The following is a 21,022-nucleotide window of genomic DNA, read 5'->3' as shown; positions in this document are numbered from 1 at the left end:
GAACGGTATGTCACGGTGCCAAGGATGGCAAAGAGTGACGATGTTCAGGAAGAACGGTATGTCACGGTGCCAAGGATGGCAAAGAGTGACGATGTTCAGGAAGAACGGTATGTCACGGTGCCAAGGATGACAAAGAGTGACGATGTTCAATCCCGTCATGCTGAATTTATTTCAGTATCTGTTTTTGTTTTGTCAACAACGAGATCCTGAAACAAGTTCAGGATGACAGTGTCTTTGTGAGTTGTATTTAAGTATATAAATACTGGCCCTTAAGATCGTCATGCTGAATTTACTTCAGTATCTGTTTTTTGTTTTGTCAACAACGAGATCCTGAAACAAGTTCAGGATGACAGTGTCTTTGTGAGTTGTATTTAAGTATATAAATACTGGCCCTTAAGATCGTCATGCTGAATTTATTTCAGTATCTGTTTTTGTTTTGTCAACAACGAGATCCTGAAACAAGTTCAGGATGACAGCGTCTTTGTGAGTTGTATTTACGTATAATAAGTACTGGCGCTTAAGATCGACATACTGAATTTATTTCAGTATCTGTTTTTGTTTTGTCAACAACAAGATCCTGAAACAAGTTCAGGATGACAGCGTCTTTGTGAGTTGTATTTACGTATAATAAGTACTGGCGCTTAAGATCGACATACTGAATTTATTTCAGTATCTGTTTTTTGTTTTGTCAACAACGAGATCCTGAAACAAGTTCAAGATGACGGTGTCTTTGTTAGTTGTATTTCAGTATATAAATACAGGCTCTTGAGATCGTCATACTGAATTTATTTCAGTATCTGTTTTTTGTTTTGTCAACAACGAGATCCTGAAACAAGTTCAGGATGACGGTGTCTTTGTTAGTTGTATTTCAGTATATAAATACAGGCCCTTGAGATCGTCATGCTGAATTTATTTCAGTATCTAAAGTACTAGATCCTGAAACAAGTTCAGGATGACGTTGTCTTTGTGAGTAGTATTTCAGTATCTAAAGCACTAGATCCTGAAACAAGTTCAGGATGACGGTGTCTTTGTGGGTTGTATTTACGTATTTAAGAACTGGCTCTTGAGATCGTCATGCTGAATTTATTTCAGTATCTAAGCACTAGATCCTGAAACAAGTTCAGGATGACGGTGTCTTTGCTAGTTGTATTTCAATATCAGGATGACGGTGTCTTTGCGAGTTGTATTTTAATATCAGTATGACGGTGGCTTCATTGAGAGGGTAAATAATAGAAAGTGACAGTGTTTAAAATTAAGCCAATCAAAAGTTGAAAATCAACCTACACTTAATTTATCACCTTATTGATTTCTGGAATCGTTTTGTTTGTACCTAAGACGCTTTATGAGAACTTACCGTTCGCGTATTTTATTGTAAGTGGTTATTTACTTACCTTTAATATGACATGGCCTATGCTTATTTCTGCGGCGCTATTTTATAGTGCTGCTTGTGTTACATTAGTTACTCGTTCTGCTTGTCGAAGACTCGATAAACAAAAAAAACTCGGTATAAAAAATAAAATACCTGAACTCTTCTATGAATATTTACCCTATATTTACAACGCTATTGGGGTATTTACCCTGATGGTCACCAAAAATTCACTCTTGCAATTTTTTGCATTCACTTTGATTGTTTTAGCGGTTAGAAATCTATTGTGTCGACATAATAACCGCAGTAGCTCAGCTAAATTATTTTAATCGCTTGCCGGTGTATCACTCTCTTGTTGTTCTTCATTGATTATTGCTAGGGGCCAACCACCCATTTTTTGCCATTTATTAACGATAAAACAAAAAAGTTCAGCGGTTTTTTCGGTATCGTATAATGCCGAATGAGCTTCACTATTATTGAAGTCTAACCCTGCCGCTAAACAGGCTTTTGCAAGAACAGTTTGTCCAAGCGCTAAACCAGATAATGTTGTGGTATCAAAGCTAACAAAAGGATGAAAGGGTGATCGCTTTATCAAACAACGTTCTACGGCTGCATTGACAAATCCCAAATCAAAAGCGGAATTATGAGCAACCATAACGGCACGCTGGCAGCCGGCAATTTTCATCTTTTTTCTAATTAACTTAAAAATCTCTGTTAACGCTTTGTGTTCATCAACAGCACCACGTAATGGGTTTGTTGGGTCTATGCCGGTGAACTCTAATGCCGCTTGCTCTAAATTGGCGCCTTCAAAAGGTTCTACGTTAAAGTGAATTGTTTCATCAATAGAGAATTGACCTGTACTTTCATCTAGCGATAAAGTTGTCGCTGCTATTTCCAGTAAAGCATCAGTTTGTGAATTGAAACCTGCTGTTTCAACATCGATGACTACTGGGAAATAACCTCTAAAGCGCTGTGCAAAAGCACTTTTAATATTTTTATCAGCAGAACTCTTATTTTTAGTATCAGGATTTATACTCATGTTTACATCTTTTTTAAGTTAGCATTCAATTTCAAGGAGTAAATTATCGCAGAAAAAAAATGTAAACTCTATGCGAACGCTATGATGAAGCTTTAAAGTTATGAAAATATTGCTGATAACTGCTAAAGTTATAGAATATTGGGTCGATAACAGATACGTGGCAGGATAAAAGATAAATATTTTATGAAAAAAACTATCATCACATTATTATTATGCGTATTTGTTAGCCAAGCTAATGCTGGTATTCGTCAGTATGGTGCTGACTTAGAACACGCTAATTGGCAGTTAACTAATAACTCAAGGCTAGAGTGCACTTTATCACACCAAATACCTAATTATGGTGAAGCAAAATTCTACAGTACGGCAAACCGTAAAATGAATATGGAATTTGAACTCGATATGATGCGTTTACCTGATACTTATTCATTAGCAGAGGTTCGTTCTGTTGCGCCTAATTGGCGCCCTGGAAAAAATGGTCGAACTCTTGCCAATATGAAACTTCATAAGCAGTTTGCGCCAAGTCTACCGAAAAAGGTTGCTTGGAATATGCTTAATGAATTAGAGCAGGGCATGAACCCAACGTTTTACTATAACGATTGGTATAGCGACAACGATCTTATTTCTGTTGGTATATCAACGGCTAAGTTTAACCGTGCCTATCAAGAATTTATTGGTTGTGTCAGTAACTTACTTAATTACAATTTTGATGATATTTCTTATACGGTATTAAATTATCAATTTGGTGGTGATAGCTTAACGAAATCATCTAAAAAGCGTTTAACGATGATCGCAGAGTACCTTGCTTTAGATCAAAACTTAGAGTTGGTGCTTATTGACGGTTATACTGACAGTTATGGTGGCAGAAATGATAACTTGAAAATATCAAACCGCCGAGCAAACACGATTCGAGAGCATTTTGTTAAGAGTGGTATTGACCCCAGTCGAATTGAAGCAAAAGGTTATGGCGAAAAGCGTCACATTGCTGCTAACAATACCGTTATTGGTCGTGCACAAAACAGACGTGTTGTTATTAGAATGGAACAACCGTAAAGACGAATGTACTGCAAAAAAATTATTTTATAAAGAATCAGTTGAATAGGCTGGTAGGTTATCTTAATCTATCAGCCTATTTTTTTATTGGATCTTCCATAATGCGACCATTGTTTAAGTCTTTATTTGCACTATTGGTTTTATCGAGCTTTACAAGTTTGGCAAAAACCAATGACGCATACACCTATGCTAATTACGACCAAGTAAAAACAACCCACATCTATTTAGATCTAGCGGTTAATTTTGATGAAAAATCACTCGCTGGTTTTGCAGAATTATCGTTAGAGTGGTTAAGTAAAACTTCGCAGCCGATTATTCTCGATACCCGAGATTTAATCATTGACCGTGTAATGGCTCAAACTGAAGCAGGACAATGGCGTGGGGTAAGTTTCACACTGGCTAATCGTGATAACGTGTTAGGTTCAAAACTCACCATAAACAATACTTTTAAAGCACAAAAAATTCGTGTTTATTACCAATCAACTGAAAAAGCATCAGGTTTGCAATGGTTGTCAGCTGAACAAACGGCAGGGAAAAAGTATCCTTTCCTATTTAGTCAAAATCAAGCGATTCACGCACGTTCATGGATACCTGTGCAAGACACACCTAGTGTTCGCGTAACTTATACCGCTCGTATTACTACGCCTGATAATTTATTAGCGGTAATGAGTGCTAATAACGAACCTAATACCGCTCGTGACGGCGATTACTTTTTTAGTATGCCGCAAGCAATCCCTCCATATTTAATTGCAATTAGTGTCGGCGATTTAGAATTTAAAGCGATGAGCAAGCAAACGGGTATTTATGCTGAAGCCAGCATTTTAGATGCAGCGGTTAGTGAGTTTGACGATACACAAGCGATGATTGATGAGTCAGAAAAAATCTTTGGTCCTTATCGTTGGGGACGTTATGACTTACTGATATTACCGCCTAGTTTTCCTTTTGGTGGTATGGAAAACCCACGTTTGTCTTTTATTACCCCAACAGTTATTGCTGGTGATAAAAGCTTAGTCAATTTAATTGCTCATGAACTCGCTCATTCTTGGTCGGGTAACTTAGTGACGAATGAAAGTTGGCGTGACTTATGGTTAAACGAAGGTTTTACCAGTTATGTTGAAAATCGTATTATGGAAGCGGTATTTGGTGAAGACCGAGCTGTTATGGAACAAGCGCTTGGTGCACAAAGTTTAAATTATGAAATTGCTGAATTAGCGCCGGGTGATACTCAACTTTATATCGACCTTAAAGGACGTGATCCTGATGACGCATTCTCAGGTGTTCCGTATGTGAAAGGTCAGTTGTTTTTAATGTTTTTAGAGGCTAAATTTGGTCGAGATAAATTTGATACTTTTATTTTAGATTACTTCAACAGCCATGCCTTTGAAAGTTTAGGTACTGCCAATTTTGTTATTTATTTGAAAAAAAATCTTACTGATAAATATCCAAATATTGTCAGCGATAAAGAAGTTAATGAATGGATTTATGAACAAGGACTACCTAGTTATGCGCCGCAGCCTACATCAAGTGCATTTACCACTATCGACGGTCAAATTAATAGTCTGTTAAGTGATAAAATAACGTTAGCGCAATTACCAACTAAAGCATGGACCTTGCATGAATGGCTGCATTTTATTAATAACCTACCGGTAACATTACCGACTGAGCGGATGAGTGCACTCGATAAAGCGTTTAACCTTACCGCCAGTACTAATGCTGAAATTGCACATGCTTGGTACTTATTAGCATTAAGAACAGGTTACGATACTGTTTACCCTGCGATGTCAAAATATCTAATTGCTATCGGGCGTCGTAAGTTAATTGTACCGCTTTATAAAGCGTTAGCTGAGACACCTGCAGGTAAAGCTTGGGCACTTAATGTCTATGAAAAAGCGCGTCCTGGTTATCATGGTTTAGCGCAAGGCACTATTGACGGTGTCTTAAAAGCTAAATAACATTCAACTAAAATGATAAAATAAAAACGCCACGTTAACATTTATTAACGTGGCGTTTTTTTATGTGATTTTGTGATGTATATATTATTTATTGCTGTTTTCTTCAACGATCACATCAACTTGTCGTAGCTTGTTTTGCTGTGAAATAACAACTCGGATGCTATGTTGTTTTTGGTTAAAGTTTAGCGTTAAACGGCCACGTTTCCTTTCTAGGTTTAACGCTTGCCCATATTCTTTTTGATAAAACTGGATAACTTCCTCTTCGGTACTTTTTGTAAAATAGTTTATAACCGCAGGTGTCTCATCGGTAAATTCAGCAAAAACTCGCGCATCACTCATGGCCGGTATGGTCACCATTGCTGTTTCTTCTGCGATAGCAAGGTTGACGTTTATCAACATAAAAGCGACTAATAGTGTTTTCAAGGAACAAGCTAATCGACTTGATAAATTTACGGTACTTAGGTTAAACATAATATTTGATCCTTTAACGGGCTTAGCTAAATCTAGTGTGTTGCTAGGTAATTATCAAGAATATTGTTAATAATCTAATCATTACCGCTATATAAGGCATTGTTTAAATAACAAATAATAATAGCGGTAATAAGTACCTAATCGTATAAATAACGCTAACTAACTGATTAATAATTAATTAACATGAACGGTCAACAAAATCATCTCGAAAGTTCATTCGGTATCAACAAAGTCATTTCTGTAATGATCAACCCATAGCGCGGTTGCACCACATATAGCGACAGGCATGACCACTAGATTAATAATAGGGATCATTGAAAATACTGCCGTTGTGATACCAAAGCTATAACTTAATCCTTGCTTTTGTTTGAGTGCGTAACGCATTTCATTAAAGTCAATTTTATGATTATCAAAAGGATAGTCTTTATATTGAACGGCCATCATCCAAGCTAAAAATAAAAACCAAAATATTTGTCCTATAACCGGCAGTATCCAATAAAGAATAAAAAAACCAATAGCGCGCGGTAAATAGTAACGTAATTTACACCATTCTCTTGATAACGTTCGTGGTACATCTTTTATAACATCGAGGGTCGAAGCGGGTGGTATTGTTTTACCACAGAGCAATAATTCCATCTTTTCTGATAGCAAACCATTAAAAGGTGCGGCAATCCAGTTGGCGACTGAGCTAAATATAAAAGAAAACATCACTAACAAAAATAATAAAGCGACTGGCCATAAGAAAGCACTTAACCAAGATAGCCAATCAGGAAGCCAGTTATCGAGCATAGTCATATAGGTATCAAGTTCTAAAAATAGACCATAAAAGGCGACACTAAATAATACTAAATTAACCAGTAGGGGTATAAACACAAAACGGCGAATACCTTTTTCTCTGATTAATTCAAAGCCCTTAATAAAATATCCGGCACCACTGTTAGCTAACGGTTGATTAATAATTGTATTCATTGGCTGATTTTTATCCTTACATGCTTTCTTTAACTGTGATTATAAAATAAATTGATAAATTGAACAGATGTTTCATGTTACAAAATATAGATAACTCTGGTAAAATTTTATTGCTGAGTATTATCAAAGTATAACAATAAAAGGTTTCTGTGTTTTATGCGTTTAAAGCATATAAAACTTGCTGGTTTTAAATCATTTGTTGACCCGACTAAAGTGCCATTTGAACAAAGAATGACAGCTATTGTTGGGCCAAACGGTTGTGGAAAATCGAATATCATTGACGCTGTTCGTTGGGTACTTGGTGAAAGTTCAGCGAAAAATTTGCGTGGTGATGCCATGACTGATGTGATTTTTAATGGCGCAGCAACACGCAAGCCGGTCGGACAAGCATCTGTTGAATTGTTATTCGATAATATTGATGGTCGCATACAAGGCAATATGGCCGATCGTAATCAAGTTTCTATTCGACGCGTTATAAATCGAGATAGCCAAAATACATATTATTTAAACGGTAGTAAATGCCGCCGTCGAGATATCACCGATATTTTCCTGGGTACCGGTCTTGGTCCTCGCAGTTATGCGATTATTGAGCAAGGTACTATCTCAAAACTTATTGAATCTAAGCCGCAAGAGTTACGTGTTTTTATTGAAGAAGCCGCGGGTATTTCTAAATATAAAGAACGCCGCAGAGACACTGAAAATAGAATCAGACATACGCGAGAAAACCTTGAACGTTTAAACGATATACGTGTAGAGCTTGGTTTACAAATCGACAAATTGCATCAACAGGCAGAAGCCGCTAAGCGTTTTAAAACGTTAAAAACTAGAGAGCGTAAATATAGAGCTGAGTTGACTGTTTTAAAATGGCAAAAATTTGATCAGCAAGCTAACGAGCAAAAACAACAAGTAAGTCAATATCAAACAGAAATAGAAGCTTTGATTGTTGAACAGAAAAAAATCGATATCCAGTTGTTTGATGCTAAACAAAAAGTGACCATAGGCGGAGAGTCTAGCGGTGGGCTACATCAACAAAAATTACTATTAAGTAATGATATTGCTCGTGCAGAACAAAACATCAAACATTTAAAGCAACAAAAACAGAAAGCCCAACACGATAACAGTGTTACCCAGCAACAGCTGATTAATGCGCAACAATTGGTGCTAGCCGAGCAAGAACAGCTCCAAAAAAGCACTTTAAAAATTACCGAACACGTACCTGAACTTGAACTCATAGAGCAGCAACTGCTTGAGAGTCAAATTCAGTTAGAAGGCTATATTAAACAGCAGCGAAATGAGCATCAGCAATGGCAAGCTTTACAACGCCAACACCAAGATACAAATGATCAACAGTTGAGTGTTAATCAGCGAATCTCTCAGTTAAGCGAGCAGATAAGTCAGCAGCAGCAGCGCCAACAATCATTAACACATTTATTAGCGAATTTAACCAAAGAGAGCTTCAGCGAAAATGTCGAGAGTACTGCTGAGCTTGGAAATAAGCTACTTAAGCAAGAAAAACACCAGCAATCTTTACTAAAACAATATAAAGATAATGAATCAAACCAACTCGTACTCGTTACCCAAATCAGCCTAGCCTCGAAGCAGCAAGCACAGTACAGTGGTGAAATAGCAGCATTAAAGCTTTATTTACAGCAGTTACTGACACAAGAAAATCAACAAGCAGGTTGGCGCATTAAGCAAAAAGAATGGTTAAGTGTGCGCGGGCAAAAAGTTCTTGGCGCTGTTTTTCAATTATTAACCGTAGAAACAGCCTGGCAGGCAAGTGTCGAATTAGTGCTACATCATTGGTTACAAGGCGAGTTGGTTGAATATTTCCCCACAGAAGTCACCATTGAACCACTATTTTTAGTGCTTGATCAACAAATAAACAAGACTAGCGCGACTCGTTCAGTGAAAGTAACAAGCGGCACATTGGCCGAACAAGTTAAAGGCTTACCGGCAATAACGGCCTTGCTAAATAATATTTTTATTGCCCAAGATTACCAACAAGCACAACAGATAATGTTAACGCTTGCTGATCATCAGTCAGTTATTTGTAAAGATGGTACTTGGTTAAGTCGGTATTTTCTGCGAAAAGGAAGCGCTGAAAATTTTGATGCCTTGCTACAGTTAACGGATAATATCAGCCAGACCTCAGAAAAAGTGACTGAATTAACACTCAGTATTCAAGAATGCCAAGATAAAGAAAGTCAGCTGATAAAAAGCAAAGAACAATTTGTTAGTGACGCTAAGGCACTTAAAACGGCAATCGAACAATCTACTTATCAAGTTCAGGCTTTACAGCAAAATATTGCTTTGGCTAAACAAGCGGCAGAGCAACGCGATAAACAAAGTACCCTTTATCAACAAGAGCTAACAACGCTAGAAAGTTTACTGAGCCAAAACAAAAAATTATTATCAGTACAAGAAGATGCGCTTACAAAATTACCAAAGCATGATGCCGAACAGCTTATGCATATCAGCAGTGCACAAGAGAGTTTACAAAGAAAAATTCAAGACAGTCAAGAAAGTAGCCAAAGGTTCCATCAACAAAAACATCAGCAAGCGTTAATGATTGAAAAATTGAATCATGAGCAAACTCAAGGCCAATTATCATTAGTTCGTGCGCAAGAAAGTATTCAACAACTCACCAAACAACAACGCATGCATCAAGAAATCGTTGAAGAGTGTGCATCGCCGTTGCAAGTTGATGAACAAAAGTTACAAGCATGGTTAATAGACGTTGCGGAACTTGATGGAAAAATAGCAAAGATACAGCATGATACAACAGACTCTAAAACACTGATTAGTGATGCAGAATCAAAAGTTCAGCAACTAACTAGAAATATTAATAGTAAGAAAGAGCAAATTAATGCTGTTCATTTAACCGCAGAAAGTTATCGTTTACGTGCTGATGCGGCACTCGAGCAACTTAATGAAATGCAACAGAATTTATTGGCGGTGCAAACCGCTATGCCAGATCAGGCAAAAGAGCCTTTATGGCAGGCTCATATTGTTAACTTAGGTAAAGATATTAATCGTTTAGGGGCAATAAATCTTGCAGCTATTAATGAATATCAAATACAATTTGAGCGAAAGACCTATCTTGATCAACAAGATGAAGATTTAACCCAAGCGATTAATACGTTAGAATTAGCCATTGCTAAGATAGATAAAGAAAGCCGTCACAAATTTAAAAATACCTTTGAAAAAATTAATAGTGATCTTAAAGCATTATTTCCTAAGGTGTTTGGTGGTGGTAGTGCCTATTTAGCCTTAACAGATGATGATATGCTTGAAACGGGTGTTACTATTATGGCTAGACCGCCAGGTAAAAAAAATAGCACTATTCACTTATTATCTGGTGGCGAAAAAGCGCTGACCGCATTATCATTAGTGTTCGCAATTTTTAGGTTAAATCCTGCACCATTTTGTATGCTTGATGAAGTCGATGCGCCTCTTGATGATGCTAACGTTAGTCGTTTTTGTAACTTGGTGCGAGAGATGTCGCAAACTGTACAGTTTATTTATATCAGCCATAATAAAATAGCGATGGAAATGGCGAGTCAGTTAACCGGTGTTACTATGTTTGAACCGGGCGTATCAAAAATGGTAGCTGTAGATATTGATGAAGCAATCGCTATGGCTGAATTAGAATAAGTACAAAATTAAGCAAAGCTAAACAAAGCTGAAAATAGAATAATAAAAGGCTATCCGATGGAATATAATTTCAGAACTGCATTGATTGTTATCAGTGCTGTGGTTATCACGGCAATATTTGTTCATGGTTTTTGGACCATAAGAAAAAATAAAAACCCTTATAAGCTTAAAGCAAAAGCTGAAAAAGTTGAGCCTAATAACCGAGGTTTTGATGGCTCAGGCTTTGATCAAGATGGTGTTAGTAAACCAAGAGTTGTTGAAAACTCACTTGGTGCTCAATCATATGATGAAGAGATGCCTATGCCATCGACAGCTGAATATGAAGAACAAGCTACATCATATCGCGAATTTAGTGCCGAAGATGATGAACCAAGTTTGGGGGACATGTCTTCTTTTGATGAAACTTCTGCTAAAAAAGATAACAACAGTGCTGATTTACGTGATCATGATGCATCATTATTTGGCTCGGTTACCGCCAAAGAAGCGGCTGTTATTGAGAGAATTGAAACACCTGTCTATCAAACACCGATAACATCAGCTAAACAACCATTGAAAACGTCGGCGCGTTTTACTGAAAAAGCGCCTGTTAAGCGAGACCAAATAGAGATAAATTTTGGCAGTGAAAGCAAGGAAAGTAAAAGCGCGGCCAAAAAAGAATCGATAATCCCTCAGCATAAAAAAGTGGAAGTTGAACCCGAAGTACTGGTTATTTCAGTGGTTATGCCTGAAAAACAGCAAATGTCAGGTGCCGCACTTTTACCGACATTATTAACCTTGGGTATGAAATACGGAGAGATGAACATCTTTCACCGCCATCAAGATAATGCTGGAAATGGTAAAGTTACCTTTAGTTTAGCAAACATCATGAAACCAGGAACATTTGACCTCGACAATATGGAAAGCTTTACTACACAAGGTATTAGCCTTTTTATGATGTTACCTAATGCGGGTGATGCTTCCGTTGTCTTTGAGCAAATGCTCAACGCAGCAAAGCAACTCGCTTTAGAATTTAATGGTCAATTATTAGATGACAAACGTAATGTTATGACCAAACAAACAGAACAACATTATGTGGGTAAAATTCGCGAATTTACGCGAAGAAATTTAATCGCCTCATCTTAAAACTAAGCAAACTCTGACAGGTTAATTTATTGATTAACCTGTAATTTAAACTCTTTCAAAAGTAATTCATTCTTATGTCATCACCTGCTAATGCGACTCGAGTACAAGAGCTTCATCAACTTATCAATCAATTAAATCATCAATATTACGACCTAGATGAACCCAGTGTTCCTGATGCAGAATATGATCGCTTAATGCGAGAACTTATTTCAATTGAAACAGCAGAGCCAGAATTAAAATTACTTGATTCACCGAGTCAAAAAGTCGGTGGGCAAGCGTTAAAATCTTTCAGTCAAGTGACACACCAAGTACCGATGTTATCGCTTGATAACGTGTTTTCTGGGGATGAATGGCAAGCTTTTGCTAAGCGTGTAAAAGACCGTTTGCTTTCTAAAGAAACTATTAAATACTGTGCTGAGCCAAAACTTGATGGTTTAGCGGTGAGTTTACGCTACGAAAATGGTGTTTTAGTACAAGCAGCTACGCGCGGGGATGGCGCTGTTGGTGAAAATATCACGGTAAATGTTCGCACGATCAAATCGATACCTTTAAAATTAACCGGTGATAACTACCCTGACATATTAGAGGTTCGCGGCGAAGTTTTTATGCCCAAAGCCAGCTTTAATGCGTTAAATGCTAGTGCGCTAAAAAAAGGGGAAAAGATTTTCGCAAACCCAAGAAATGCAGCTGCAGGTAGTTTACGCCAATTAGACTCAAAAATAGCCGCTAAACGCAACTTAGCTTTTTATGTCTATGGTATTGGTTATGTTGAACAAGCATCAAGTCAAACATTAGGTGAAGAGTGGTTAGAAAATTCACACTATCAACGTCTTTGTCAGTTAAAAACATTGGGTTTACCTATGTGCCCAGAAGTTAAGTTGCTGAGTGATTCGTCAGAAGTCGCCAGTTTTTATCAATATATCATGCAAGAACGTGACAATTTAAGCTATGAAATAGATGGCACGGTTTTTAAAGTTGATGATATAGCCCTGCAAAAAAAATTAGGCTTTGTTGCTCGAGCGCCGCGCTGGGCAACCGCTTATAAATTTCCGGCACAGGAAGAGACAACACAATTACTTGATGTTGATTTTCAAGTTGGCCGAACAGGGGCTATTACTCCGGTTGCGCGTTTAAATCCTATTTTTGTTGGTGGTGTAACCGTCAGCAATGCGACCTTACATAATCAGGATGAGATTGAGCGTTTAGGTATCAAAATTAATGATTTTGTTACGATAAGAAGAGCGGGTGATGTCATTCCACAAATTGTCAGTGTTCAATTGCAAAAGCGTCCTGAAAATTCTCGTGACATCGTTTTTCCGACAACTTGTCCAGTATGTGATTCTGCTGTTGTTAAGGCTGAAGGCGAAGCCGTGCTACGTTGTACGGGGGGCTTATATTGTGGCGCACAACGTAAAGAAGCGATTAAACATTTTTCGTCACGAAAAGCCCTCGATATAGATGGTTTAGGCGATAAATTAGTTGAGCAATTAGTCGACGAAAACTTGATTAAAACCCCTGCTGACTTATTTAAGTTAACAGAACTAGACGTGAGTACCATGGCTCGTATGGGTAAAAAATCGGCAGATAATTTAATTTCAGGTCTAGTAAAAGCAAGAAGTACTACATTGCCTAAATTTATTTATGCACTCGGTATTCGCGAAGTAGGTGAAACCACGGCAACCAATTTAGCCAATTATTTTCTTAACTTCTCTGCAATCAAAGTAGCGAATGAAGAGACTTTGCAAAAAGTGCCTGATGTTGGGGCGGTTGTTGCTAAAAATATTATACAATTTTTTCAGCAAGATCATAACATTGAAGTGGTCAGTGAGCTTGAAAGCATAATGTCGTGGTCAGATATTGAAGTAAAATCTGCAGAACAACAGCCCTTAAAAGATAAAATATTTGTCTTAACAGGCACCTTGACACAAATGGGGCGCAACGAAGCTAAAGCAGAATTACAAGCACTGGGCGCTAAAGTCTCAGGCAGTATCTCAGTAAAAACTGACTTTTTGGTCGCTGGTGAAAAGGCTGGGTCAAAGCTAACAAAAGCGCAAGACCTAGGGGTAGATATATTGACCGAAGATGAGCTGGTAACCTTACTTGCAAAACATAAATAAGGTTATTACTGATCCCTAGGTATTAAATAATAAATAGCCGGTTAAACAATAAATAACCGGTTAAATAACGATCAGTGCGTAAACAAACAAAAGCATAGGTAAAGGTAATATAACGGTAAAAATAATGGCCTCACACCATTCGATTGTTGAATAAAACTTTCGCCACGGTTTATTCTCTTGTTTATTTGATTGTAAAGTCACAAAGAAGAAAATAAAACTTGCTACCACTAAGGTCTGTAAAGCCGCAAATAAAATAAATATAGCGAACCACACCAAGACAATAGGGGTGCTTTGTTCAATTTGCTTACTTAACATAAAAAATAGTGCAAACGAGAAACAGCTCCACGCTAATAGTTTCCAGCGATATGAAGAACAAGTAATGGCGATATTATTGAATAGTGCTGGTGTTAACCGATATTTCATATAAATTCTAAAAGATGATAATGATTAATAATTTTGTCACGCTTGCTGCGGGACTTGCAAGATTTAATAAATATTATCAATACATAGAACCTCTTTATCTAAATAAATTTCATTACTTTTATAATTAACTCTTGTGATGAATTCGTGATAACTTCGTGAAACCTTCGTAATATTTGCTGCGCATACTGAATGTGAAATCATTTAGTCATCAAAGGAAAGTTATGAAATTTTTTAAAGTCGCATCAGCTATCGCATTAGCTTGTTCAAGTTCAGCATTAATGGCACAAACCATTGATATTCAAATTACTAACCTCACCCATGCACAACATTTTACGCAACGCTTAGTTATAGCCCATGATAATTCTGTTGATGCTTTTGAACCCGGTGTTGAAGCTACATCAGCATTAGCATGGCTTGCAGAAGCGGGTGTCATTGATGATGCGCAAAATGCTGCATCAGCAGGTCAAAACTTTGAAGCACTTTTAGGCCCTACAGATACCGATAATACAACGAATACATGGCACCGTTTTGATGGTTTAGTCGCGCCATCAACATCTTTAAGCTATGCCTTTGATACGATGGATAAGCCTTATCTTTCAATTTTATCTATGTTGATCCCAACGAATGATGCATTTGTTGGCTTAGACAGTATTAAAATTCCAACTACGCCAGGTACTTATACTTATATGTTGCACGCATATGATGCAGGTACAGAATTAAATGATGAATTAAACAGTATGCGTACTGATATTGTTGAACAAGGTGGTGCTGCACTTGGTGGTTACGGTGTTCCAGGTGTTGCAGGTGCAGGTGCTTCTCCAGTGCCATTAGGTGTTGGCGGAACAGGTGTTGCAGTAAAAGTTGGTTTTGCTGAAGATGGTAGTGCAATTGGTGCTAATGAAGTTGTTGATGGTACCGATGGTCCCGTACATATTCATAGAAATATTCTAGGTGATACCAGTCTTACCGATGGAGCAAGTGATTTGCAATCGACAGAGCATCGTTGGTTGAACCCTGTTGCCCGAGTAACCATTACTATCCCAGCATCTTAATTTAGGGAGAATAGAACATGAATATTAATAAAATAAGTTTAGTGTTATTGCCTCTTATTACTGTATTAGCAACGGGTTGTGGCGGAGATGATGGAAGTAATGGTACAGCTGGTCAAGCCGGTGCTGCCGGTACTGCGGGTGTTGATGGAGCTGATGGAACTGATGGTACTAACGGTGCTGATGGTACTAATGGTAATCTAGCTATTTTCACTGTTCAGTTAACTAATTTAACCTACAGTCAGCCATTTTCACCTGCGGCGATTATTCTACATGAACCTGGCTACCATGCCTTTATCGATGGTGAAGCCGCCAGCCTTGGTTTAGAGCAGCTCGCTGAAGGTGGTGACCCTACTGAACTTCTTGCTGAAGCTTTAGCTGCAACGCAGTATTTAGATGCTACCACTACAGATGGTGCAACGGGACCTCGCTCTGTTGGTACAATGTCGACACTCGTTGTTCCATTACTTGACGTAGATGATTTAAGACTTAGTTTCACAACAATGTTAGTTGACACTAATGATGCGTTTACCGGTCTTAATGCGGCAGACATAAGTAATATGACCGTCGGACAATCAATGAGCTTTATGGCTCCTACATGGGACTCTGGCACTGAAGCTAATACTGAAACGGCAACGACTATGCCTGGTCCAGCAGCAGGTGCTGCAGGTGGCGGTGGAGCAAGTGCTGGTTTTGATGCAGCACGTGATGATCTTTTTGACTTAGTTCATTTCCATCGCGGTGTTGTCACTAATGCCAATGCTAATGACGAGAGTAAGGAAGGTTTAAGCACGTCGGTATTAACAGAAGCGGATCGCTGGGATAATCCAACGTCACGTATCATAGTAACTCGAACTCGATAAATTGGCTGGCGTCCTTACAGGCGTCGCTATTTCTACATTGCTAGTGATAGATAATAAAGTCAAAGAGTTGATAAAAAATAAAATAATAAATGTTTCGAAAGTATTTATGCCCGAGCAAGTTCTTATGCTCAGGCATAAAGAAAAATAATGCAGAACATATTGATGTTGTTGGTATTGGCTTAGGTGTATCGATGGAGAGTTAGCTTAATAATAGCTTAACTTGAATCGATGAGGTTTATAACTCCTGCTTGGCTACCTAATAATATTGATGAGCATTAAAATTGTCCAATAAAGTATATTCAATCAATAGTTGATGAACTTTTTTTCTTTGTGCTGTAATTCTTAATAATAAATAGAATAAAACGGAGCAAAGCATGGACACTATTTTAGTGGTTGAAGATGATCAAGATATTGCAGATTTAATGATTTTAAATTTACAAGAACTGTCATTAACGGTTGAACACTGCTTAACCGGAGAGCTAGCGTTGCAGAAACTTGTTGATAATAACTATGCTCTCGTTTTACTGGATGTGATGCTACCAGGAATTTCAGGTTTAGATGTGTGCCGACAACTACGTGAACAAAAACCAGAACAAGTGATCTTAATGATAACCTCTCGTGATAGTGAAATTGATCGTGTATTAGGGCTTGAATTGGGCGCAGACGATTATATGAGTAAGCCTTTTAGTGTGCGTGAATTACAAGCTAGGGTAAGAAGTCAGCTGCGACGGTTACACTTAGCGGCTCAGAGAGAGCAACAACACTCACAACAACAGCAACCAGAACAGCATTTAACAATAGGTGAATTGCAAATTAATAATACCACTCATCGAACGCTATTGGCTGGAAAAGAACTAGAGCTAACCTCCACTGAATTTGACTTACTCTTATTTTTGGCTTCTCATCCTGAGCAAGTGTTTTCTCGAGAACAGCTACTTAGTAATGTCTGGGGATACCACCATAGCGGTTATGAGCATACTGTAAATTCTCATATCAATCGCTTACGTAACAAAGTTGAAAGAAATGCCACTAAACCTGAAATTGTGCAAACAGTTTGGGGGGTGGGTTATAAATTTAATAAAAAAGGTGTTGCCGCATGAAACTGTCTTTATATCACCGTTTGTCTCTTTCTTTATTGGTGGTATTTATTGCAATTATTAGTGTTTTTTATATTTGGGCGCAACAGCTTGAGCAAAAAACAAGATATGAATCAGAGCAAAATTTACACTTATCTTTAGCGGCTAATCTAGCCAGAGACAACCCATTATTACAACAAGGTGTTTATGATCACCAAGCGTTGAAAAATTTATTTCATACCTTAATGGTTTTAGGCCCCGCCTTTGAATTTTATTTTGTTGACCCCGCAGGTAAAATTATAACCCATTCGATTACTCCAACATTAATTAAACGTACAAAAATTGATTTACTCCCACTTATTCAATTAACACAAAATCAAGCTGCGTTACCTATTTATGGCGATGATCCGCAACACATTTCTCGTAAAAAAATATTTTCTGCCGCGCCTGTTTTTAATGGCAGTAGTTTGCAAGGTTACTTATATGTCATTGTTACAGGAGAACGTTATGAATCTGCTTTTAAGCGATTGCAGCCAAGCAGGCAAGCCGAACTTTCTATTCTGGCAATGTTTGGTGCTATGCTATTCTTTTTTGTAGTAATGTTAGGAATATTTGCTTATTTTACTCGCCCATTAAGACGCTTGAGTAGAGATATTAAAGCACTAAGAGCTGTTGGTTTTGACAAAAGTAAAGTGAATCTCGCTAAATGGATGCCTAACAGTCGTAATGAAGTACACCAACTGGGCGAAGCGTTTGAGCAAATGGTTAAACAAATTAATCAACAGTTTGGCATGTTACAAAAAAATGATGAGCATCGACGAGAGCTGTTGGCTGATATATCTCATGATTTACGAACACCACTGTCGTCTCTGCAAGGTTATATTGAAACCCTTGAATTAAAAAATGATCAGGTCACTAAAGAACAACGACAAAAATATATCGAAATAGCATTGAAAAACGCTCAACAATTGAAAGGGCTTATTGATCAAATATTTGAGTTAGCCCATCTTGAAAGTGGTCAAGTTTCTTTGAATCTTGAAGCGTTTAATTTAGCTGAACTTTTATATGATGTTGTTGCTAAATTTAGTTTGCAAACCTCAGCAAAGCATATAGAAATTAATATCGTACCTGAGTGTTCTTACACCCAAGTTCATAGTGATATTGGAAAATTAGAGCGGGTATTAAGTAATTTACTAGAAAATGCTATTCGTCATACTGCTGAGTTAGGAAAAATCACCTTATCTATTTCTGAGGTGGATAAAAACCACTGTCAATTAAATATTACGGATACGGGCACAGGTATTAAAGAAGATGAGCTGCCCTATATTTTTGATACGCGTTATCGTGCAAGTAATGCAGTGCAAGACAAGCAGAAGCATACTGGACTTGGGCTTGCTATCACTAAAAAACTATTGGAATTATTAAAATCTGATATAAAAGTAACGAGTACGTTAGGCGAAGGGACAACATTTTCTATTAATTTAAGTAAAGTTTCGTTATAAATTGAATTTTAACAGTCGAATTGTTTGGCAACATTCCTTAGAATACCTATTAGGATTTCATTTAAAAAATTTCACCTAAGGAAATATCGTGAATAACAAAGCTACCCTCTTATTAACACTTGCTGCGCTTATCGTTTTAGCAAGCTGTGCAAAATCTTCGACTGGACGTAATCAAATAACGCTTTTCTCAAGTTCAGATCTCAATAAAATGGGTGCCAGTTCGTTTGAACAAATGAAAGAAAAAGAAAAAATCAGTACCGATATTGCAGTAAATAATTACGTACAATGTGTCGCGAAAGCCATCACTAAAAACGTGCCTAAATCTGCTCATAAAGGAGAGTGGGAAGTTGTTGTTTTTGACTCTGAACAAGTCAATGCATTCGCTTTACCCGGCGGGAAAATTGGCGTTTATACGGGTATTTTAAAAGTTGCCGAAAATCAAAATCAACTTGGGGCAATTATTGGTCATGAAGTAGGGCATGTTATTGAAAGTCACTCTAATGAGAGGATGTCATCTAGTAAAATTTCTCAAACAGGTATGGCTGTTGTCGATACGGCCCTATCAGTTGGAAATGTTGAAAACCGCAACTTGTGGATGTCTGGTTTAGGCTTAGGGTTACAATACGGTATATTAATGCCCTATGGACGTACCCATGAAAGTGAAGCTGATATAGTTGGGCAAGACTTAATGGCAAAATCAGGATTTGAACCATCGGCAGCTATTAGTTTGTGGCAGAACATGGCTAAACTTTCAAATGGTTCACCACCAGAATTTATGTCAACACATCCATCAAATGAAACCCGTATTACTCAGTTAACAGAACATTTGCCGAAATCCCAAGCTTATTATAAGGCCAGTAACGCACCCAGTTGTAAAAAGCCAAAGAATATTTAAAGACTTATATAGAGTCTTTACGCTCAAATACAGCAGTAATTGATTCTTTTACCTCTAATTGAGAAACGTATTATAATTATATTGATGGCTGGCTTTAGTAACACTGCTACAAATGTTATTGATTTTTGTTTAAACAGTTAAATATCAGAACTTAACATGGTAAAATACGCTATAGTCATTGGAATATAGTTTAATGTAATCTTCTGTTTTTCCTATAAACGTAGTTAATGCAACCTAAGGATTTGCGTATTATGATAAGTGCTGAGCTGCACCCCGAAGAATTACAACGTATTGATGAATTACTCAGATACGAAGTATTAGACACTGAAGATGAAAAGATGCTCGATGAACTTACTCAGTTGGCTAGCGCCATTTGTGGTACTTCTATTTCTCTGATCTCTCTTGTCGACAAAGACCGCCAGTGGTTTAAATCTCGAGTAGGTCTTAATGCTCAGGAAACGCCAAGGAATATCGCTTTTTGTTCACATGCTATTTTACAAGATGACGTTTTTGAAGTACCTGATACCTTAGCGGATGAACGCTTTGTCGATAATCCATTGGTAACAGGTGCTCCAGATATTCGTTTTTATGCGGGAGCACCACTGGTCAGTACAAACGGCATGCCTATCGGCACCTTATGTGTTATTGATACAGTTCCCCATAAACTGGATGAAAAACAACAGCTAGCATTAAACACTTTAGCAAAACAAGTGGTTAGCCAATTAGAACTAAGACTACGTAACCGTCAGTTAGAGCGTATGCAAGCAGATCAAGAAAAAATATTTGCCATTTTGTCTCATGATTTACGCTCTCCTTTTAATGGTATTTTAGGATTATCAAAAGTTTTGCATGAAAATGCAGACACTCTTGAGCCTGAGCTTATTGCTGAAATGGCCGATGGGATTTTAGAGTCGTCACTGACTTTTTATCAGCTACTAGACGAAATTTTGCAATGGTCGCGTAATCAATTAGGCGCCGTTCATGCGGAATTAAAAACGATAGCGTTAAAGCCACTGTTAATAGAAACGCTCGACTTGATGACAGAAAGTTTCAATTTAAAAAAAATCAGTATTAAACACAACATCAATGAAAATACTACTGTGATGGCGGACGTTAATTTAACAAAAACTATTATTCGTAATTTATTAGCAAACGCCATTAAATATACGCCAGAGCATGGCAGTATCGACATTGAAGCTAAATCTAGTGATGGCCAGGTTAAACTGGTTATAACAGATACTGGTGAAGGTGTTCCTCAAAATATACAAGACCAACTATTTAGTGATTGTGTTGCTAGTCAGTGCGGTACTCAAGGTGAATCAGGTCATGGCTTAGGATTAAGTTTATGTGGTGATTTTGCCCGCAAGCAGCAAGGTTATCTCTCTCTAGATAAAACCTATACTGGTGGTGCTAAATTAACCCTTAATTTTCCAAAAACTGCTGAATAATAATTAACTAAATGAATGACGGC

The 21,022-nt window shown here is 37.6% G+C and carries 16 protein-coding genes; 12 read left to right on the top strand and 4 right to left on the bottom strand.

What is annotated here, in order from left to right; all coding sequences use genetic code 11:
- Window positions 1-1,320: 1,320 nt before the first annotated feature.
- The gene (locus H4J69_RS08600) at window positions 1,321-1,695 is read left to right on the top strand and encodes a hypothetical protein (RefSeq protein WP_182244261.1); all 375 of its coding nucleotides are present in this window, start codon (window positions 1,321-1,323) and stop codon (window positions 1,693-1,695) included.
- Here the strand turns inward: H4J69_RS08600 and rnt are convergent.
- Complete coding sequence (gene rnt, locus H4J69_RS08595; RefSeq protein WP_182244260.1) at window positions 1,692-2,405, bottom strand: ribonuclease T; 714 nt, start codon at window positions 2,403-2,405, stop codon at window positions 1,692-1,694. The two genes, H4J69_RS08600 and rnt, sit on opposite strands and share 4 nt — an antisense overlap.
- A gap of 183 nt (window positions 2,406-2,588) precedes the next feature.
- On the opposite strand from rnt, the gene H4J69_RS08590 reads away from it, so the two are divergent.
- Both H4J69_RS08590 and H4J69_RS08585 read left to right on the top strand, forming a co-directional pair.
- Window positions 2,589-3,455 (top strand): OmpA family protein, encoded by an 867-nt coding sequence (locus H4J69_RS08590; RefSeq protein ID WP_182216315.1) that lies wholly within the window; start codon window positions 2,589-2,591, stop codon window positions 3,453-3,455.
- Between the two features lie 101 nt (window positions 3,456-3,556).
- Window positions 3,557-5,407 (top strand): M1 family metallopeptidase, encoded by a 1,851-nt coding sequence (locus H4J69_RS08585; RefSeq protein ID WP_182216313.1) that lies wholly within the window; start codon window positions 3,557-3,559, stop codon window positions 5,405-5,407.
- Window positions 5,408-5,491: 84 nt separating this feature from the next.
- Here the strand turns inward: H4J69_RS08585 and H4J69_RS08580 are convergent, their stop codons facing one another.
- Together H4J69_RS08580 and cysZ are read right to left on the bottom strand one after the other, a co-directional pair.
- Complete coding sequence (locus H4J69_RS08580) at window positions 5,492-5,878, bottom strand: hypothetical protein (RefSeq protein WP_182244259.1); 387 nt, start codon at window positions 5,876-5,878, stop codon at window positions 5,492-5,494.
- A gap of 213 nt (window positions 5,879-6,091) precedes the next feature.
- Entirely contained in the window at window positions 6,092-6,847 is a 756-nt protein-coding gene (gene cysZ, locus H4J69_RS08575) for a sulfate transporter CysZ (RefSeq protein WP_182230529.1), read from the bottom strand.
- 156 nt (window positions 6,848-7,003) lie between these two features.
- Between cysZ and smc the strand changes: the two genes are divergently transcribed.
- From smc to ligA, 3 genes are all read left to right on the top strand, one after another.
- Window positions 7,004-10,504, top strand: coding sequence for a chromosome segregation protein SMC (gene smc, locus H4J69_RS08570; protein ID WP_182244258.1), 3,501 nt, complete (start codon window positions 7,004-7,006; stop codon window positions 10,502-10,504).
- Between the two features lie 57 nt (window positions 10,505-10,561).
- Window positions 10,562-11,626: a cell division protein ZipA gene (gene zipA / locus H4J69_RS08565; RefSeq protein ID WP_182216306.1), complete on the top strand. Its 1,065-nt coding sequence runs from the start codon at window positions 10,562-10,564 to the stop codon at window positions 11,624-11,626.
- Window positions 11,627-11,700: 74 nt separating this feature from the next.
- Entirely contained in the window at window positions 11,701-13,743 is a 2,043-nt protein-coding gene (gene ligA / locus H4J69_RS08560) for an NAD-dependent DNA ligase LigA (protein WP_182244257.1), read from the top strand.
- A gap of 60 nt (window positions 13,744-13,803) precedes the next feature.
- On the opposite strand, the gene H4J69_RS08555 is transcribed toward ligA, so the two are convergent.
- Window positions 13,804-14,166, bottom strand: a complete 363-nt coding sequence (locus H4J69_RS08555; RefSeq protein WP_182222361.1) for a hypothetical protein — start codon at window positions 14,164-14,166, stop codon at window positions 13,804-13,806.
- A gap of 221 nt (window positions 14,167-14,387) precedes the next feature.
- On the opposite strand from H4J69_RS08555, the gene H4J69_RS08550 reads away from it, so the two are divergent.
- The 6 genes from H4J69_RS08550 to H4J69_RS08525 all read left to right on the top strand — a co-directional run bounded on the left by H4J69_RS08550 (window position 14,388) and on the right by H4J69_RS08525 (window position 20,999).
- Window positions 14,388-15,218, top strand: a complete 831-nt coding sequence (locus H4J69_RS08550) for a spondin domain-containing protein (protein WP_182251934.1) — start codon at window positions 14,388-14,390, stop codon at window positions 15,216-15,218.
- A gap of 17 nt (window positions 15,219-15,235) precedes the next feature.
- The gene (locus tag H4J69_RS08545) at window positions 15,236-16,078 is read left to right on the top strand and encodes a spondin domain-containing protein (RefSeq protein WP_182244256.1); all 843 of its coding nucleotides are present in this window, start codon (window positions 15,236-15,238) and stop codon (window positions 16,076-16,078) included.
- A gap of 374 nt (window positions 16,079-16,452) precedes the next feature.
- Complete coding sequence (locus tag H4J69_RS08540; RefSeq protein WP_182216299.1) at window positions 16,453-17,178, top strand: response regulator transcription factor; 726 nt, start codon at window positions 16,453-16,455, stop codon at window positions 17,176-17,178.
- Window positions 17,175-18,656 carry a HAMP domain-containing sensor histidine kinase gene (locus tag H4J69_RS08535; RefSeq protein WP_182216297.1) on the top strand — a complete coding sequence of 494 codons (1,482 nt, stop codon included), beginning with the start codon at window positions 17,175-17,177 and terminating at the stop codon, window positions 18,654-18,656. Before H4J69_RS08540 ends, H4J69_RS08535 begins: the two co-directional genes overlap by 4 nt.
- Before the next feature lie 88 nt (window positions 18,657-18,744).
- Window positions 18,745-19,551, top strand: a complete 807-nt coding sequence (locus H4J69_RS08530) for a M48 family metallopeptidase (protein ID WP_310733599.1) — start codon at window positions 18,745-18,747, stop codon at window positions 19,549-19,551.
- A 251-nt stretch (window positions 19,552-19,802) separates the two neighbouring features.
- Window positions 19,803-20,999 (top strand): GAF domain-containing sensor histidine kinase, encoded by a 1,197-nt coding sequence (locus H4J69_RS08525; protein ID WP_182244255.1) that lies wholly within the window; start codon window positions 19,803-19,805, stop codon window positions 20,997-20,999.
- The last annotated feature ends 23 nt before the right edge of the window (window positions 21,000-21,022 follow it).

The organism is Colwellia sp. BRX10-9 (assembly GCF_014077405.1).
Classification (GTDB): domain Bacteria; phylum Pseudomonadota; class Gammaproteobacteria; order Enterobacterales; family Alteromonadaceae; genus Colwellia_A.
Note: the sequence above shows the minus strand (reverse complement) of the source record. Positions and strands in the feature narration are given on the sequence as shown.

Bases quoted from the DNA above. Each gene is read 5' to 3' on its own strand.
- rnt (WP_182244260.1), bottom strand. From the start codon at position 2,405: ATGAGTATAAATCCTGATACTAAAAATAAGAGTTCTGCTGATAAAAAT.
- H4J69_RS08590 (WP_182216315.1), top strand. From the start codon at position 2,589: ATGAAAAAAACTATCATCACATTATTATTATGCGTATTTGTTAGCCAA.
- H4J69_RS08585 (WP_182216313.1), top strand. From the start codon at position 3,557: ATGCGACCATTGTTTAAGTCTTTATTTGCACTATTGGTTTTATCGAGC.
- H4J69_RS08580 (WP_182244259.1), bottom strand. From the start codon at position 5,878: ATGTTTAACCTAAGTACCGTAAATTTATCAAGTCGATTAGCTTGTTCC.
- cysZ (WP_182230529.1), bottom strand. From the start codon at position 6,847: ATGAATACAATTATTAATCAACCGTTAGCTAACAGTGGTGCCGGATAT.
- smc (WP_182244258.1), top strand. From the start codon at position 7,004: ATGCGTTTAAAGCATATAAAACTTGCTGGTTTTAAATCATTTGTTGAC.
- zipA (WP_182216306.1), top strand. From the start codon at position 10,562: ATGGAATATAATTTCAGAACTGCATTGATTGTTATCAGTGCTGTGGTT.
- ligA (WP_182244257.1), top strand. From the start codon at position 11,701: ATGTCATCACCTGCTAATGCGACTCGAGTACAAGAGCTTCATCAACTT.
- H4J69_RS08555 (WP_182222361.1), bottom strand. From the start codon at position 14,166: ATGAAATATCGGTTAACACCAGCACTATTCAATAATATCGCCATTACT.
- H4J69_RS08550 (WP_182251934.1), top strand. From the start codon at position 14,388: ATGAAATTTTTTAAAGTCGCATCAGCTATCGCATTAGCTTGTTCAAGT.
- H4J69_RS08545 (WP_182244256.1), top strand. From the start codon at position 15,236: ATGAATATTAATAAAATAAGTTTAGTGTTATTGCCTCTTATTACTGTA.
- H4J69_RS08540 (WP_182216299.1), top strand. From the start codon at position 16,453: ATGGACACTATTTTAGTGGTTGAAGATGATCAAGATATTGCAGATTTA.
- H4J69_RS08535 (WP_182216297.1), top strand. From the start codon at position 17,175: ATGAAACTGTCTTTATATCACCGTTTGTCTCTTTCTTTATTGGTGGTA.
- H4J69_RS08525 (WP_182244255.1), top strand. From the start codon at position 19,803: ATGATAAGTGCTGAGCTGCACCCCGAAGAATTACAACGTATTGATGAA.